The organism is Salinibacillus aidingensis (assembly GCF_039522525.1).
Classification (GTDB): Bacteria; Bacillota; Bacilli; order Bacillales; family Alkalibacillaceae; genus Salinibacillus; species Salinibacillus aidingensis.
In genome coordinates, this window is sequence record NZ_BAAADO010000005.1 from 206,082 (window position 1) to 220,816 (window position 14,735).

Sequence of the window (14,735 nt, forward strand, 5' to 3'; positions counted from 1 at the left end):
ATATCATAACAAGAGGTGACAAACATGACAAAATGGTATGAAGAAGTACATAAAAGAAAAGCTCAGTTACTGGAGGATCTGAAAGGCTTATTAAGAATTGAAAGTGTCAAAGACCTGGAAACTAAAACAGACGATCAGCCTATGGGTACAAATGTGGGCGAGGCACTGCATTACGTTTTGGATTTATCTGATGAGGCTGGTCTTATTACCAAAAATCTTGACGGCTATGCAGGTCATGGACAGCTGGGAGATGTGGATGCTGACACGATTGGGATTCTGTGCCACGTCGATGTAGTGCCGGCAACAGGGGATTGGACAAGTCCTCCGTTTGAACCGGAAATCAGGGATGGCAGGCTTTATGCACGAGGAGCCATTGACGATAAGGGACCTACAATGGCTGCTTTTTATGGTTTGAAAATTGTGAAGGAACTTGGTCTTCCCCTACGTAAAAACGTACGTATCATTTTTGGTACGGATGAAGAAAGCGGTATGAGCTGTATGAAATATTATAAAGAACATGAAGATATGCCAAAAATCGGTTTTGCTCCAGATGCAGATTTTCCAATTATCCATGCTGAAAAGGGTCAGATGAATGTGCGAGTGTCCGTCGCAGATAATCGTGACTCAGGAAGTGATCAGTCCGATATTCAGCTTGTCTCCTTTAAGGCCGGGGATCGTGCTAATATGGTTCCTGGAAAGGCTACAGCGGTACTCAAAGGGTCATATGGGCAGATAAAAAAAGACTTTTTCACATTCTCCCGGAAACAGGGACTTGCGTATGAATACAGCGAAGAAGGCGATCAGTTGAAACTGATCCTATATGGCATATCTGCTCATGGTATGGCACCGCAGACTGGGGTGAATGCAGGAACGACATTGGCTGCGTTCTTAACATCGATGAATATGCAGGCCGATGCACGAACCTTCTTGAATTTTGTTGCGGATTTGCATAAGGATTTTGAAGGAGAAGGGCTGAGGATTGCTTTTAAAGATAAAATTACAGGTCCGCTTACTGTTAATCCTGGCCTGATTTCTTTTGATTCAAACCAGAATTTTGTCCATTTAAACATCCGCTGTCCGGTGACTGCAGAATATGAGTCCATCCAGCAGGACTTAAATATGGCACTTTATCAAAAAGGAATGGTGATGCAGGATTACAGAGAATCCAGCCCTCATCATGTACCTGAGGATAACCCAATGATTAAAGCTCTGCAAAAGGCTTATCAGGAGGAAACAGGGGGAAATCCAGTACTTCTTACAACGGGGGGTGGCACCTATGCCCGTTTCATGGAAGAAGGGGTAGCTTATGGAGCTTCTTTCCCTGGAAAGGAAATGACAGCCCATCAGACAGATGAATATATTGAGATAGAAGATTTACTAAAGGCTACAGCTATATACGCACGGGCCATCTATGAGCTGGCAAAATAACAGACCAGGCTCTGCTCTTAACTCTGGTGCGGAGTCTGGTCTTATGTTTACCAAAGCATCTGAAACACTCGTTCATCAATTAAGTTCGTATCAATGGGACATGCAGAAGCGTCCCGTCCATATTGCCAGGCCCATACGTTGGCATCACAGGGCGGCTTTGCGGGATTAAAGGCGGGAGCTTCTGTCCGCCCCGTAGCGCCTGCTTCTGGTTCAGCACTCCATAATACAGACTGATTGGATACCTCGGAATTGCTGGTTTTAGCTGAGCAAAAAGCATTGCTGAAATTGCCTGTCTCAGGGTCATGATAAAAGCCGGGGCGATATCCCGTCGGACGCATGGCATCTACGTATCCTCTGATCCATGCTTCATCAACCTCAAAAAATCGCTCCACATTGGCAAAGAGCACAGTACCTTTAGGGACGCCCAATCGTCTGGCATGAAAGGCGGCATTTTGAGCAATGACACGTCCCTGCCGATTCCCTCTTGCTTCACGGAACTTATTATAAATCGGCATGACCTTTGTACCGCTGTTAAGGAGCAGCTCAATTTCTTCCTGTGTTAAACCTTCCGAAGCATTAGGTACGGTGGTCAGGTAACGGCCCCAATAGTCTGGTTTACCGTAATTATTTAAAACACAACGATATAAATCTTCGGTCACATTCGTGGAGGAATCCACTCCCCACAGATAGCTCATGGTTTCACTCCTCACTTGATAAATTTTTCCTTATAAAAGGGCAGGGGTTAGCACATTTGGTTTCATTCCTATGTATATGGTTTTATCCTGGATTTGGAGACAAATCGATGGAAAGGAAGACACAAAAAGTCCCCTCAGGATACAGGCATTACCTGTGAACCTGAGGGGCTTTCTTTTCGGCAATACTATAAGGTAGGTTTATCATGTTCATTGACCACTACATTTTTAAATTGAAAGGCGGCCTGCTGTTTGCGATTCGTCAGGACCATGATATCAACTTCAGCTGTATTGGGTGAAAGCATTAGGTTACGCTGGGCCTTTTTCCAGTTGTCCGTCAATTTGATCGGGTCACTGATGGTTTCCTTAATGAATTTTCCCGCGACATCCGTTTCCGAAATACGTATCAGCATTTCTCCTTTACCTTTAAGCTCAAGCTGAAAGGTAATCTGCTTTCCTCCATTAATTTCTTTCGGGGTAAACACAAATCCTTCATCCTGTTTGGCCCCTTGTGTATTTACATGATAAGTATGCTCAGCTATTTCACTGATTTCGGCATCTCCCACACCAAAATATTTATAAGATTTTTCTTCTGCCAGTATAGTTGCAGAACCAGCGAATATCATTAAGAAACTCATCCACACTGCAATTATTTTTTTCAACATACGGCCTCCTAAGTATAAAACGATTATTTCTTAGTTTGGGCAGTACAACAGAAATTATGTCCATTTCAGGAATTTTGATGAACTTCATGCAGGGGAAAGGTCAGCAGCGGAATGTCCTCTGCAACAACTGATACGACTGCATCTTCAATCATCGGAAATTTCTCTTCAATATACTGACGAGCCTCATCTTCCAGGGATCCGATTTGATGATGAGTGACCAGACCAGGCTCAGCGGCAAACTCCTCCATCTGTGGATTGAGCTCGAGGATAATCACCAGCTTTCCATTCCGCTCTTTGATCTCATAGCTTTGAAACAAATCCTCATTCATGCAGATGAGCCCCCTTCAAAATTATAAAAGATGAATTTTTATAAAGAGCAGCTTTTGCAGCCGTCTTTATATGTATATGAAAGAGTTGCTTATGTGGTTTCTGAAGGGGAAATAATGGTTGTGTGATGCATATTGTTGGCTGGGACCTGGAATGGGGGTGCTGGATACCGGTGCCGTGGACACTTCGATACTGATTCTTTGGCTGATTTAACTGATATATTGGTTAATTAGACGGATAAAATAATCGAATCAGTTGATATATGGCCGGAATCGGCTTGATTCCGGCATCAATAGACTGGATGCAGTGCAGTTGACGGATATTAGCTGGGTTTTGATTGACTTCTCACGTGAATTGGTGGATAAACGTCTCAAACGGACTGATTAAACCGGAGAACAGACGTGAATCCAGGAATTTTTGGCGGATACCCGGGTGTGTGACGGATACCGGCAAAGAATTGACGGATTGAATCAGTCAATCGACGGGAATCTGCCTCAAATAGACCGATTCCTCAATCAAATCGGCGGATACCCATCCCGATCCGATTGATACCCGGCATCAGCAGCCCAGCCCTCAATAACCATTACGGAAACCCGTCCCCATTAGACTGATACTCACCGCCTGGAGACGGATATTCCATCCAAACTGATGGTTAAATGACTAAACTTAATTGATTCCACGGGGTAAAAGAATCAATTTTTATGATGAATGGCTGCCATAATACCGAAAATCCGTCCAAACACCGCGATTATCCGGAACTAGGGCTTCAGCACAACCTTAATACAGTCGTCATCCTTCCCGTTAAAAATATTATAACCATGGGCGGCGTCATCCAGCGGCAGTTTATGGGTAATAATTTCTGTTGGGTCAAACTCTTCATTGACGATTTGTTTATAGAGCTCCGGCATATAGGTCCGGGCATGGGCCTGTCCGGTTTTAATGGTCACATTTCGTGTGAAAAACGGTCCAAGCGGAAACATGTTATATAATCCGCCGTAAACACCGGTGAGCTGGACGGTTCCGGTTTTCTTGACTGCTTTGGTGGCTATTTGGATTGGTCCAAGAGTTCCGCCCTGAAGCTTGAGCTTTTGTTCAATGAACTCAATCGGGGATTTTTTTCCATCCATGCCGACACAGTCAATTACGACATCAGCGCCACCCTTGGTCATTTCTTTCAGCGTTTCCCCGGTATCTTTATCCTCGGCAAAGTTAAAGGTTTCCACATTGTTGATTTTTTTCGCGTGATCTAATCGGTAGGGGAGATAATCCACGGCTATGACCCGTTCTGCCCCTTTCTGCCAGGCAAATTTCTGTGCCATTAAACCGATGGGACCGCATCCCAGGACAATAGCAGTATCTCCTGGCTTCATTCCTGAATTTTCTACACTCCAGTAAGCGGTGGGGAGGACATCGGATAAAAAGAGCAGGGATTCATCCTCCATTTCATTTTCTTCCGGAATGACAAAAGGGGTGAAGTTTCCAAAAGGGACGCGTAAGTATTCAGCCTGACCTCCCGGGTAATTCCCGAACTTTTCGGAGTATCCGAAATAACCGCCACTGTCATAGTGGGGATTGGAGTGATCACATTGGGCAACAAGGCCATCATTGCAGTATTGGCAGTGTCCGCATGCGACAGTAAAAGGGATGACAACACGATCCCCTTTTTTTACCTCAGTAACATCCGGGCCAATTTCCTCTATAATTCCCATAGGCTCGTGTCCGATAATATATCCTTCTGGCATGGGCATGTTTTCCTGATATAAGTGCAGATCCGAACCGCAAATGGCGGTGGAGGTAATGCGGACGATAATATCATCATTCTTCTGGATTTCCGGATCAGGTTCTTTTGTAACGTCTACTTTGTATCTTCCCTGATAGGTTACGGCTTTCATTGCTTATCCCTCCAATCGTTTTAATCCTAGTATTTGTTGAAAAAGAAGGGATATGCAGTTGAATAAAGGCATAAAAAAGACCAAATCATAAAAGGATTTGGTCCAATGCTCCTATCTTTAAATAAGAGAACAAGCTAATTCTAATTTACTTCGCGTATCGGCTCTCGTTTAAATAGTTGTTTTATGTCCGGTTCTTCATTGGGTGAACCTGTTTCAACTGGAAGGGGGACATCTTTATCAAGGCCATATTGAATATGGATGTTTCCTGATAATTTATTTTTACTCTTACCGATGGATTTTGCAACAATGGACCCTTTGATATTGGGCTCAGTGCCGCCACCACCTCTTAAATCAAAATGGGCATTTGGCATATAAATGATTTTAGAGTCAGTCGAAGCGTTTCCGTTCAGATTAAAAGAATCTCCACCGCTGAAGATGTGTCCCAGAATCCCGTTTCTGTTATTTTTCCGGGCTCCGGGTTCCAAATTAATATCGGCATCCTCTGCAAATAGAGAACCATTAATCACCTGGTCTCCTTTAAGGGTTATTTTCTTATCAGAACCTTTAAGGTAGATGTTTAACGATTCAGTAGTTCCATTTGTATTGATGGAACCCCGATCGGATCCATGGTGTCTGCCACGAACGAGATTCAAATCGTCAGTGATAAAAATGTCCAGTTTCCCTGTACCTGAAATTTCGATATCATGACCGTTTAAATCCAGCTGTTCCACGACCAATTGTTTATCTGAGTTCAGGGTATTGATATCAAGGTCACTTTTTAGATTGATTTTAGAGAATGAGTAATTCTGATCAAGGGCAAGCTCTGATTGGTTACGATCAAATTCCCGTTCTTTATAGTCCTGGACAGAAGGAAAGGGCGGCATTTCAAGACTTACATCTTCGTCAAGCTGAATATCTTCAAAGACTTCCCCTTTATGGTTGCTTTCTTTTTTTATATCGACTGTGGCAAGTGTGCCAATATCTCCTTCTATAAACGCATCTCCCGTTAAAGTAAAGGGTTCCACTGTGAATAAGGCCATTTCCTCTGGTATGTAAAACGTACTTTCATTTTTCTCCTGCCAGTTTAACGTGAACACCGTTGCTACTGTTCTTGATTGGTTGCCAATTGTACCTGTAGAAGAAATTTTATATTTACGTTCAGAATGGTTTTCTTCCCTGGCCAAATCTTCAATTTTTACCGTTGCAACAGGCTGCTCCCCAAAAGAAGGCTCAAATGTCTTCAATTCACCGGATATTTTATCATCCAGGATTTTTTCAACCTTATTAAAAAATATTGGTGAGGAGGTGGAATCTTCATAGGCGTCCTGAATATTCAGCTTTAATTGTTTTAGTTTATAATTCATGCCCGCCTCAGCAATGTAATACGTGGCTTGGCTGCTGCGTTCACCTGATGTTCGCTGAAGATTGCCTGCTACCGTTCCTAAGAGGCTGACCCCTAATATTAAGAACACAACAAATACCATTAACACACTGACGAGAGCAGCACCTGTTTCGTTGTGGATGGTTTGTTTTTTGTCATAAACGTTCATTGGCTTCACCTACTCCCTGAGATAAATCACAGTAGAAATGGATACGGAATTTCCATGTGGATTGGGAACGCTGATCAAACGCAGTTCAATTTCACTTCCATTTTGTTTAACCGTAAACTCCCGGATATTCGTTGCCAGCTTACGGTTGTTCTTTTTTAGGATCTGGCCATCAAGTCTGTACGTGGTTTCGTGACCGATATGAATTTGATTATTGGCGATGACCACCTGATCGGGATTTGTGCTTCGAATCTCCTTTGTTATATCCTTGGCCGCATATCTTATATCTGACTGTGTCCTGACTTCTTCGGACTGAGTCTGATATTGATTCACCCCAAATAAATGGACAGCGCCAATAAGTAATAAAATGATGGAAATAATGGCGAGGACGGCAAGTAATTCAACCAGGGTCATGCCCTGTTCATTATGTTTTGTGGAGTTCACCTATTCATTCCTCCATGCGAGAATGGTTTCCATTTGTGCCTCAAGTCGTTTTTTATCCTGGTCATAGACTTTAACCAATACATTATATAAATCATCCATATCTTTTTCGGTCTGATTGATCTCAACTGTAATCCAAAAATGGCTGGTTTGCTTCTCCAAATGAAAGGAGTTTTGTCCATCACTTGCTATCGTGTTTGCGAAATTGTGATCTTTCAATTGGGTAATCCCTTGCGCAATAGAATGATCCTTACTTAATTGATAGAGCTTTTCCATTTGTGTCTGGGCCATATAGGTTGCATCGAGAATTTCCTCTGACGTTTGATTGGTCCTGGCTGACTGGGAGAAAAAAGATAATAGGGAAACCAGTATAATTGACAAAATGACAAAGGATACAAGCACTTCTACGAGGGTAACGCCCTGCTCGTTTATCATCTTGTTCTTAAAGCGTGTATTCATATTCGGTCACAGTCCTTTGTGATATAGATACGAACCGTAAAATCTAACAAAAAAGAGAGTTATCCCTAGGAATAACTCTCTATATCATAAAACATATTTCGACAAAATCAAACAAATTTTATTCGAATCTTTCGTCAATTTTCTTCAGGCTAATGTTGTTGACCATTGGGATGCCTTTTGGAGGACTCAGCATCAATTGTTCGTTGTAGTCGATCTGGAGGCGGGATTTTGTGTAGTCGATGCTGTCCTGGTTCTTTTCGACGTAAACCACATCTTTAAAAAGATCTAAAAAGTCGACTGTATCTAAAAATCCTTCGTCAAATAAACCATCATAGGCATAACGATCATAATCACTCTGGTTATAAGTCCCTCCGCCTTCATCTTTTTTAACGCCTTTAACCTTTCCTTTGACAGCATTTAAGGTAATATTTTGTCCGTATAAACCACCGTTGATTTTCATGTTGGACCATACACCGTAAATTTCCAAGTCAGAATTTGTATAAAAGAAAGCATTCATTTCTCTTGGGTTGTCCTGAAACGAGTTATTGTTTTGAACTTTGAGCTCTCCTTCAGTCATTAAGACGAGCGTTCCACCACTGCTGTTGTCTAAATCTTCAACTGTTGCTTTATCATTTGTAATTACAGTTGATCCATTTCCTGCCATGGTAATACTCTCGGAAATGGTGGCTTCCCCATTTGAGTAAACCACACCATCGAGATTCAAATTCTTCATTTCAAATGCACCGTTTATAAATATAGTGGAGTTAACGGTTAAATCACCACTTAGTTCTGTGCGACTGATAAGTCCCTCATCATCAGAATCATCAGCATCTCCGCATACCTGGCCGATAAGAGGAAGAACAATGCATGGATCTGCATAGTTGTTTACATAAATATCGCCGTGGACAGTCAATTCAGATCCACTTTTCATGATTAAATCGTTATTTACGAATAAATCTCCTTTTACCGTTACTGAACTGCCTGAGTTGATTTGTAAAGTATCATAAAGCGTGTCTCCCTCTTTTACGATATGCTGATTTATAATGGCACCACCAATTTCCAGAACCTCTGTGTCATAATCCCCATCTAAGAACTCATTGTCAAAACGGGATTTAGCCTCCGTTACCAGTTGTTCAACATCAAACGGCTCATCATCCAGTTCCCTTTCTACTAACTGGGGTACCTCCTTGTAAAAATAAGGTGCAATTCCTTCCTGTGTAATAGGATTAGTGAGGGTGTGCTGAGTATTCTCTTTCGTGTACTTAAAAGCATTAGGTATGGTCAGGGTTCCGTCTATAGTCGGATAGCTTGTTTCCGCAGCGTAATCGTCACTGGATCTTATGAAATTACTTTTATTAGAAGAGTGAAACTCATCGCCTACATATAAATCCCCTTTGATATAAGATGCACCATTAAGGGATAGATTGCCTGGTGTAACGGATGCATACTTAAATACCTCTGCCAAAGTTGATATTGTATATTCAGTTGTGTATTTTGTGTCTCCTTCAGATGCAGTAATGGTCACATTCATAACTGCATTGCCTGAACCACTCAGATCATTGCTTATCATATTATCGTTTACTTCCACTGGATATTTGGTTTTCAGTTCATTTAATGTGTCTTCAATTTCCTGTACTACGCTTGACCTGTGAACAGAGGAATCATTTAATCCCTGTATCTCTTTCTCTAACCATGCTGTTGCTTCCTTGATAATATTTTCAGCGGCAACCTTTTCTTCTATATTGTTTTCCGCAACGGCAACAAATTTATTTGATTGTAAGACTTTAGCCATTAAAACAGTGGAAAGTAAGGTTAAAAATAAAAAAATCATCAGGACAGACACCAGAACATATCCGCTTTCACGATTCCCCTTATTCAACATCAATTTTCCCCTCCTGTGGAGTAAATCAGGTTAACGTCCTTTGTAACGTGCGTTTTTTCTTGATGCTGAACGGTAAAACGAAGATGAGAATTTTTATTTTGATTGATAAGCTCTGGCTCAGTGATTTGGTAGGATTCAGAATTGATACGTTTGCCATCGATATAAATATTTTCGTTTTGATATTTAAATTCTGCCTCAGCGTTTGTTTGCTTTACCTTACCTGATTCATCAATTGTGGACTTTTGTTTTAAGACTTTAAATTGCAGTGGCTTATCGCTTGAAATATTCACACTATCCGTATTTACAAAGAACTGATTTAACTGTTCGGTAATCAGGATGACTTCGTTACGGATATCGGTAGCTGTACTGGTTCTTTCATCGGCTTTAAGCATAGAAGAGGTAAAACTGTAAACCCCTATAAGAACGATACTGGAAAGAGCTAACACAGCCAGGACTTCCACCAGCGTAACTCCTCGTTCATTCCTCATATCGAGCATGCACCACCTTCACTGGGGGAGACGGCTCCTTCACTTTTAACATATCTTTTCATCTCATAGTGATCATTAATATCACTGTTTCGATTTTCTATTTCAACAGATAAAATAACGACGCGATTTTTTAAGGAATGTTCAGAGATGGTCAGTGATGCTTCTAACCCATTTAGGGCTGGTTGTTCTTCCGACGGGATATTCAGGATGGCTTTGATATCGACAAGGTGGTCCTCTCCAAGACAGTTATGAAGTTCCTTAAAGCTTAATTGTTTATACTCGTTGAGAATGTTATTAGCTATGTAGGCGTTCGATAGTTTCTGCTCGGAAGCGTTGGAGTACTTTGTCCCATTAATGAAAAAACTTCCGACAGATAGAAGGATGATAGAAAGGATGACAATGCCGGCTAAAACTTCTACTAATGTTAAGCCCTTTTCTTCTTTCAGTGGCATAGGTATTCAGCTCCATTCGTATGTGCATTTATTCAACACAGGTTTTCTCTATTCAGTCTGTGTTTTCTTAGATGAACATGATGGAACAAAAAATCTTGTCTGAAAACGAGATTAGGAGTAAATCAGGAGTTCGTTTGTTTCGGAAATGGATAACAGAAATAGACTATTTAAGGATAAATATTACAATTCTTGATATGATGTTACCATATATTCAAAAATTTTTGAATATTCTGCAATAAAAATTAAAAAATAGTGGGGAAAGGTTGTTTTTTAAGCTGAACAATAGTACTATAATAGTTAAAAAATATAAATTATGTAAAAACTTCCTAAAAAACTACTAATCCAACCTCATTCTGCAAGAGTAAATCACTAGTTTATATCTACCACAAACTAGAAAAATTAAACATTCTTCAAAGAATTTCCCTAATTTGTACAAGAACTTTACTGTATAATGTATTATGAAGTCGGTAATTATCATTAAGTATTTGAACATGTATAGGACTTTAGATGGTGTTTGGAGGTATGCATGTGGCCATTAAAAGAAATATGCGTTTAGGTGATCTGTTAGTTGAAAGTGAAATTATTACACAGGAACAGCTTGATCAGGCACTGGAGGAAAAAACACAAAATCAGAAGCTGGGAGATATCCTGGTACAAAAGGGCTATGTAACGGAACTTCAGCTGATTGAAGTTCTGGAGTTTCAATTAGGGATACCAAGAGTAACCCTTTACAATTACCCCTTTGACACATCCCTGTTCAGAATGGTTTCCAAGGAATTTGCCAAACGTCATCTAGTTATGCCTTTGAAAAAAGAAGGAAATAAGCTGTATGTTGCCATGGCTGATCCAATGGACTACTTTGTCATTAATGATTTACGCCTTTCAACAGGATTCAGTATTGAGCCATTAATAGCGACAAAGGATGAGATTATCCGTAACATCAGTAAGTATTATGATGTGGATGATCTAACCGGAATTCCGGCACAGTTGGAGACAGAGCCTGAGGACCAGGAGGATATAGAGGACGAAGATTCACCTATCGTCCATTTTGTGAATCAGATTCTGCAACAGGCAGCCGTGCAGCGGGCCAGTGATATACATATTGACTGTATGGAAACCAAAGTACTGGTACGTTTTCGGGTGGATGGTGCACTCCGCACCGAAAGAAGTCTTCCTAAACATGTTCAAGGCTCCTTAATTACAAGAATTAAAATTATGGCAAACCTTGATATTACGGAGCACCGCGTTCCTCAGGATGGAAGAACCAAGCTCAGTCTTGATCACCGTGAAATGGACTTGCGGATTAGTACCCTTCCGACGGTATATGGGGAGAAAGTTGTTATTCGTCTGCTGGATTTAAGCATGGCACAGAATGATATCAGCCAAATCGGGTTTGAAGAGGAAAATCTTGATAAGTTTAAAAAGCTGATCCAGCAGCCTCACGGGATTGTTCTGTTAACAGGTCCGACCGGTTCGGGTAAATCATCGACTATGTATTCGGCACTTAGCCAATTAAATGATGAAGAAATCAACATCATTACCATTGAAGACCCTGTAGAGTATCAGGTAGAAGGGATTAACCAGATTCAAGTCAATCCGAATGTAGGCCTGACCTTTGCCAGAGGACTGCGAGCCATTTTACGCCAGGACCCTAATATTATCATGATTGGGGAAATTCGGGACCGGGAAACCGCAGATATGGCTGTTCGTGCTTCGATTACCGGTCACCTGGTATTCAGTACACTGCATACCAATGATTCCCTCGGTACGATCAACCGCCTGAAGGACATGGGGGTTGAAGTATTTTTACTTGCCTCCTCCTTAAATGGAGTTGTCTCTCAAAGGCTTGTCCGCAAGATCTGCCGGGACTGTTCCATGGAAAGAGAGGCAACCGTCCGGGAACAGCAGATTTTTTCAAAGTATGGCTATTCCATGGACAAGGTGTATTATGGCAAAGGCTGTTCGACCTGTAATATGACAGGCTATAAAGGACGTACAGCCATTCATGAAGTGCTTGAAATTGATGATGAGATCAAGCAGGCGCTTTTAAATGATGAATCATCTATGAAAATCAGAGAAATAGCCGTCAAAAATGGCTTAAAGTTTTTAGTGGAAGATGGTTTGGAAAAAGTGAAAAATGGAGTTACTACTACAGAAGAAATTCTCCGGGTAGCTCTGGATTAGGAGGTCTACCGTGAGTTACAGCCTAGATGATTTACTGCAAAAGGCAAATCAGGAATTTGCATCAGATGTGCATCTGACTGTTGGCCTTCCACCTGTATTTCGTGTACATGGGAAGTTGAAAATCACAGAAGAACGGCCTTATACAGCACAGGATTTAGCGGTCGTTACCCAATCCATGTTTACCGACTCCCTTAAGAGGCAGTTTCAGCAGGATGGGGAGGTTGATTTTTCCTATGAAGTAGAGGGAGTACTGAGGTGCAGAGTGAATGCGTACAAGCAGCGGGAAGGGATTTCCATTGCCATTCGTCTGATACCCGGCAAAATTCCCACTATTGAGGAATTACGTTTACCATCCATTTTAGAAAAAATTGTGTCCAAGCCTCAGGGACTCATCCTAGTGACCGGTCCAACAGGCAGTGGGAAAACAACAACACTGGCATCTATGATTGATTCCATTAATCAGCACGCACAGAAGCATATCATTACGCTGGAGGATCCCATCGAGTATATTCATTATCATAAAAAATCGATTGTGGATCAGCGGCAAATTGGGCAGGATACTCAAAACTTTGCAACAGGATTGCGTGCTTCGCTGCGGCAGGATCCGGATGTCATCTTCGTTGGAGAAATGCGGGATTTAGAAACCATTTCGACTGCAATTACAGCGGCGGAAACCGGACATTTAGTCCTGGGTACATTGCATACAAATAGTGCGCCCAGTACAATTGAACGGATCGTCGATGTTTTTCCCGCAGCTCAGCAGGGCCAGATTCGCTATCAGCTTTCATCTGTGCTGAAGGCTATCATTTCCCAGCGTTTGTTCCCATTAAAATCCGGGAATGGTCGAATTGCTGCAACAGAAATTATGGTTCAGAATTCAGCGGTCAGCAGTCTGATTCGCAATCAAAAGATTCATCAGTTGCCCAATATTATGCAGACATCACGAGATGCAGGCATGCACACCTTAGAGATGAACATTCAATCCTTGTTAAAAAGACAGCTTGTCGCTTATGAAAGCGTACAAGGTTATCTAGGGGAGAATCGCTATGGCTCAACAATTTAGTTATGTGGCTCGTGATCGGCAGGGGAACAAAAAATCAGGTGTTATACAGGCAGAAACGAAGCAATCCGTTCGCTCCATTTTGCGGGAGCGTGGATTACGGGCTTTAGAGGTTCAGGAGAAAAAACAGACCATATGGAATACCGATATTTACATTGGCAATCCTGTTAAGCTCTCTGATTTTGTCATCTTCTTACGGCAATTTGCCACCTTAATCAAAGCAGGGGTCACCATTGTGGATTCGGTCAGAATTTTAATTGAACAGACCGAAAGCAAGGTGTTAAGGAAAACACTGGCCCAGGTTGAAAATGATTTAAGGGAAGGGAACTCCTTATCTGCATCATTTCAGAAGCACACGAAAGTTTTTTCCGCTTTGTTTACCAATATGATTCACGCGGGAGAGGTAAGTGGCTCCCTGGAAGAAACGCTGGAAGAAATGGCAGATTACTTTGAGAAACAGCATAAGACGAAGGAAAAAGTGAAATCGGCATTATCCTATCCGATCGTTGTCGGTTTGCTGGCTACAGGTGTTGTCATTTTTCTATTAATAAGCATTGTTCCAACATTCGTTAATATGTTCGATCAATTCGGGGGAGAGGTACCGGCCATTACTCAGTTTGTTATCGCGACAAGTGACTGGATGGTTCAATACTGGTACATTCTTGTTTTGCTATTATTAGCTTTTATCGTATCCATATTATTGATTAGACAAAATAAGGAAACGAAAATTTACCTGGATTCTATTCTGTTAAAGCTGCCGATATTTGGGAAGTTGATGAGAAAATCTATCCTGGCGCGCATGTCGAGAACGTTAAGCTCACTGCTGAAAAACTCAGTTCCTATTCTCGAAGCCATGCGCTTAACGGAAAAAGTCATCGAGAACCAGGTCATAGCTAAAGTACTGCGGGAATCCAGGACAACCCTGGAGCGGGGCAGGTCGTTATCGGACCCGATGGCAGACCACTGGGCATTCCCGCCGCTTGTAACCCAAATGATTACCGTCGGCGAACAAACCGGATCGTTAGACCAGATGCTTGGCCGCATCGCCGACTTTTACGAATCAGAAGTTGAAACCGCAACCGACCAGATGAAGTCATTAATTGAACCACTGATGATTATATTGCTCGCAGGAGTGGTCGGTTTTATTGTATTGTCCATTATGGTACCGATGTTCGAGATGTTTCAAAACGTTAACTAATTCGGTTACGATTGTGAGTC

General features: G+C 41.7%; 14 protein-coding genes. 4 read left to right on the top strand and 10 right to left on the bottom strand.

Annotation, left to right across the window (positions count from 1 at the left end; all coding sequences use genetic code 11):
- Nucleotides 1–24: 24 nt before the first annotated feature.
- Nucleotides 25–1,428, top strand: a complete 1,404-nt coding sequence (gene pepV / locus ABD006_RS13410) for a dipeptidase PepV (RefSeq protein ID WP_343842005.1) — start codon at nucleotides 25–27, stop codon at nucleotides 1,426–1,428.
- Nucleotides 1,429–1,475: 47 nt separating this feature from the next.
- On the opposite strand, the gene ABD006_RS13415 is transcribed toward pepV, so the two are convergent.
- The 10 genes from ABD006_RS13415 to ABD006_RS13460 all read right to left on the bottom strand — a co-directional run bounded on the left by ABD006_RS13415 (nucleotide 1,476) and on the right by ABD006_RS13460 (nucleotide 10,273).
- Nucleotides 1,476–2,123 (bottom strand): glycoside hydrolase domain-containing protein, encoded by a 648-nt coding sequence (locus ABD006_RS13415; protein ID WP_343842007.1) that lies wholly within the window; start codon nucleotides 2,121–2,123, stop codon nucleotides 1,476–1,478.
- 185 nt (nucleotides 2,124–2,308) lie between these two features.
- Nucleotides 2,309–2,782: a hypothetical protein gene (locus tag ABD006_RS13420; RefSeq protein ID WP_343842009.1), complete on the bottom strand. Its 474-nt coding sequence runs from the start codon at nucleotides 2,780–2,782 to the stop codon at nucleotides 2,309–2,311.
- 68 nt (nucleotides 2,783–2,850) lie between these two features.
- Nucleotides 2,851–3,114 (bottom strand): hypothetical protein, encoded by a 264-nt coding sequence (locus tag ABD006_RS13425; RefSeq protein ID WP_343842012.1) that lies wholly within the window; start codon nucleotides 3,112–3,114, stop codon nucleotides 2,851–2,853.
- 756 nt (nucleotides 3,115–3,870) lie between these two features.
- Nucleotides 3,871–5,004 (bottom strand): zinc-dependent alcohol dehydrogenase, encoded by a 1,134-nt coding sequence (locus tag ABD006_RS13430; protein WP_343842014.1) that lies wholly within the window; start codon nucleotides 5,002–5,004, stop codon nucleotides 3,871–3,873.
- Between the two features lie 140 nt (nucleotides 5,005–5,144).
- Complete coding sequence (locus tag ABD006_RS13435; protein ID WP_343842017.1) at nucleotides 5,145–6,554, bottom strand: DUF7305 domain-containing protein; 1,410 nt, start codon at nucleotides 6,552–6,554, stop codon at nucleotides 5,145–5,147.
- A gap of 9 nt (nucleotides 6,555–6,563) precedes the next feature.
- Nucleotides 6,564–6,995 (bottom strand): prepilin-type N-terminal cleavage/methylation domain-containing protein, encoded by a 432-nt coding sequence (locus tag ABD006_RS13440; RefSeq protein WP_343842020.1) that lies wholly within the window; start codon nucleotides 6,993–6,995, stop codon nucleotides 6,564–6,566.
- Nucleotides 6,996–7,427, bottom strand: a complete 432-nt coding sequence (locus ABD006_RS13445) for a type IV pilus modification PilV family protein (RefSeq protein WP_343842022.1) — start codon at nucleotides 7,425–7,427, stop codon at nucleotides 6,996–6,998.
- 142 nt (nucleotides 7,428–7,569) lie between these two features.
- Nucleotides 7,570–9,333: a hypothetical protein gene (locus tag ABD006_RS13450; protein WP_343842023.1), complete on the bottom strand. Its 1,764-nt coding sequence runs from the start codon at nucleotides 9,331–9,333 to the stop codon at nucleotides 7,570–7,572.
- On the bottom strand, nucleotides 9,333–9,821 hold the full coding sequence (locus tag ABD006_RS13455) for a PulJ/GspJ family protein (RefSeq protein ID WP_343842025.1): 489 nt from the start codon (nucleotides 9,819–9,821) through the stop codon (nucleotides 9,333–9,335). Before ABD006_RS13455 ends, ABD006_RS13450 begins: the two co-directional genes overlap by 1 nt.
- A complete protein-coding gene (locus ABD006_RS13460) occupies nucleotides 9,818–10,273 on the bottom strand; it encodes a type IV pilus modification PilV family protein (RefSeq protein WP_343842027.1) in 456 nt (151 codons plus the stop codon). Before ABD006_RS13460 ends, ABD006_RS13455 begins: the two co-directional genes overlap by 4 nt.
- A 546-nt stretch (nucleotides 10,274–10,819) precedes the next feature.
- Between ABD006_RS13460 and ABD006_RS13465 the strand changes: the two genes are divergently transcribed.
- From ABD006_RS13465 to ABD006_RS13475, 3 genes are read left to right on the top strand one after another with little or no spacing between them, the layout of a single operon-like run.
- Nucleotides 10,820–12,457, top strand: coding sequence for a GspE/PulE family protein (locus ABD006_RS13465; protein WP_343842216.1), 1,638 nt, complete (start codon nucleotides 10,820–10,822; stop codon nucleotides 12,455–12,457).
- A gap of 10 nt (nucleotides 12,458–12,467) precedes the next feature.
- Nucleotides 12,468–13,520: a type IV pilus twitching motility protein PilT gene (locus tag ABD006_RS13470; RefSeq protein WP_343842030.1), complete on the top strand. Its 1,053-nt coding sequence runs from the start codon at nucleotides 12,468–12,470 to the stop codon at nucleotides 13,518–13,520.
- Complete coding sequence (locus ABD006_RS13475) at nucleotides 13,504–14,715, top strand: type II secretion system F family protein (RefSeq protein WP_343842032.1); 1,212 nt, start codon at nucleotides 13,504–13,506, stop codon at nucleotides 14,713–14,715. The genes ABD006_RS13470 and ABD006_RS13475 overlap by 17 nt, the downstream gene beginning before the upstream one ends.
- Nucleotides 14,716–14,735 lie beyond the last annotated feature (20 nt).

Coding starts and splice junctions, on each gene's coding strand:
- pepV (WP_343842005.1), top strand. CDS start 25: ATGACAAAATGGTATGAAGAAGTACATAAAAGAAAAGCTCAGTTACTG.
- ABD006_RS13415 (WP_343842007.1), bottom strand. CDS start 2,123: ATGAGCTATCTGTGGGGAGTGGATTCCTCCACGAATGTGACCGAAGAT.
- ABD006_RS13425 (WP_343842012.1), bottom strand. CDS start 3,114: ATGAATGAGGATTTGTTTCAAAGCTATGAGATCAAAGAGCGGAATGGA.
- ABD006_RS13430 (WP_343842014.1), bottom strand. CDS start 5,004: ATGAAAGCCGTAACCTATCAGGGAAGATACAAAGTAGACGTTACAAAA.
- ABD006_RS13435 (WP_343842017.1), bottom strand. CDS start 6,554: ATGAACGTTTATGACAAAAAACAAACCATCCACAACGAAACAGGTGCT.
- ABD006_RS13445 (WP_343842022.1), bottom strand. CDS start 7,427: ATGATAAACGAGCAGGGCGTTACCCTCGTAGAAGTGCTTGTATCCTTT.
- ABD006_RS13450 (WP_343842023.1), bottom strand. CDS start 9,333: ATGTTGAATAAGGGGAATCGTGAAAGCGGATATGTTCTGGTGTCTGTC.
- ABD006_RS13455 (WP_343842025.1), bottom strand. CDS start 9,821: ATGAGGAATGAACGAGGAGTTACGCTGGTGGAAGTCCTGGCTGTGTTA.
- ABD006_RS13460 (WP_343842027.1), bottom strand. CDS start 10,273: ATGCCACTGAAAGAAGAAAAGGGCTTAACATTAGTAGAAGTTTTAGCC.
- ABD006_RS13465 (WP_343842216.1), top strand. CDS start 10,820: ATGCGTTTAGGTGATCTGTTAGTTGAAAGTGAAATTATTACACAGGAA.
- ABD006_RS13475 (WP_343842032.1), top strand. CDS start 13,504: ATGGCTCAACAATTTAGTTATGTGGCTCGTGATCGGCAGGGGAACAAA.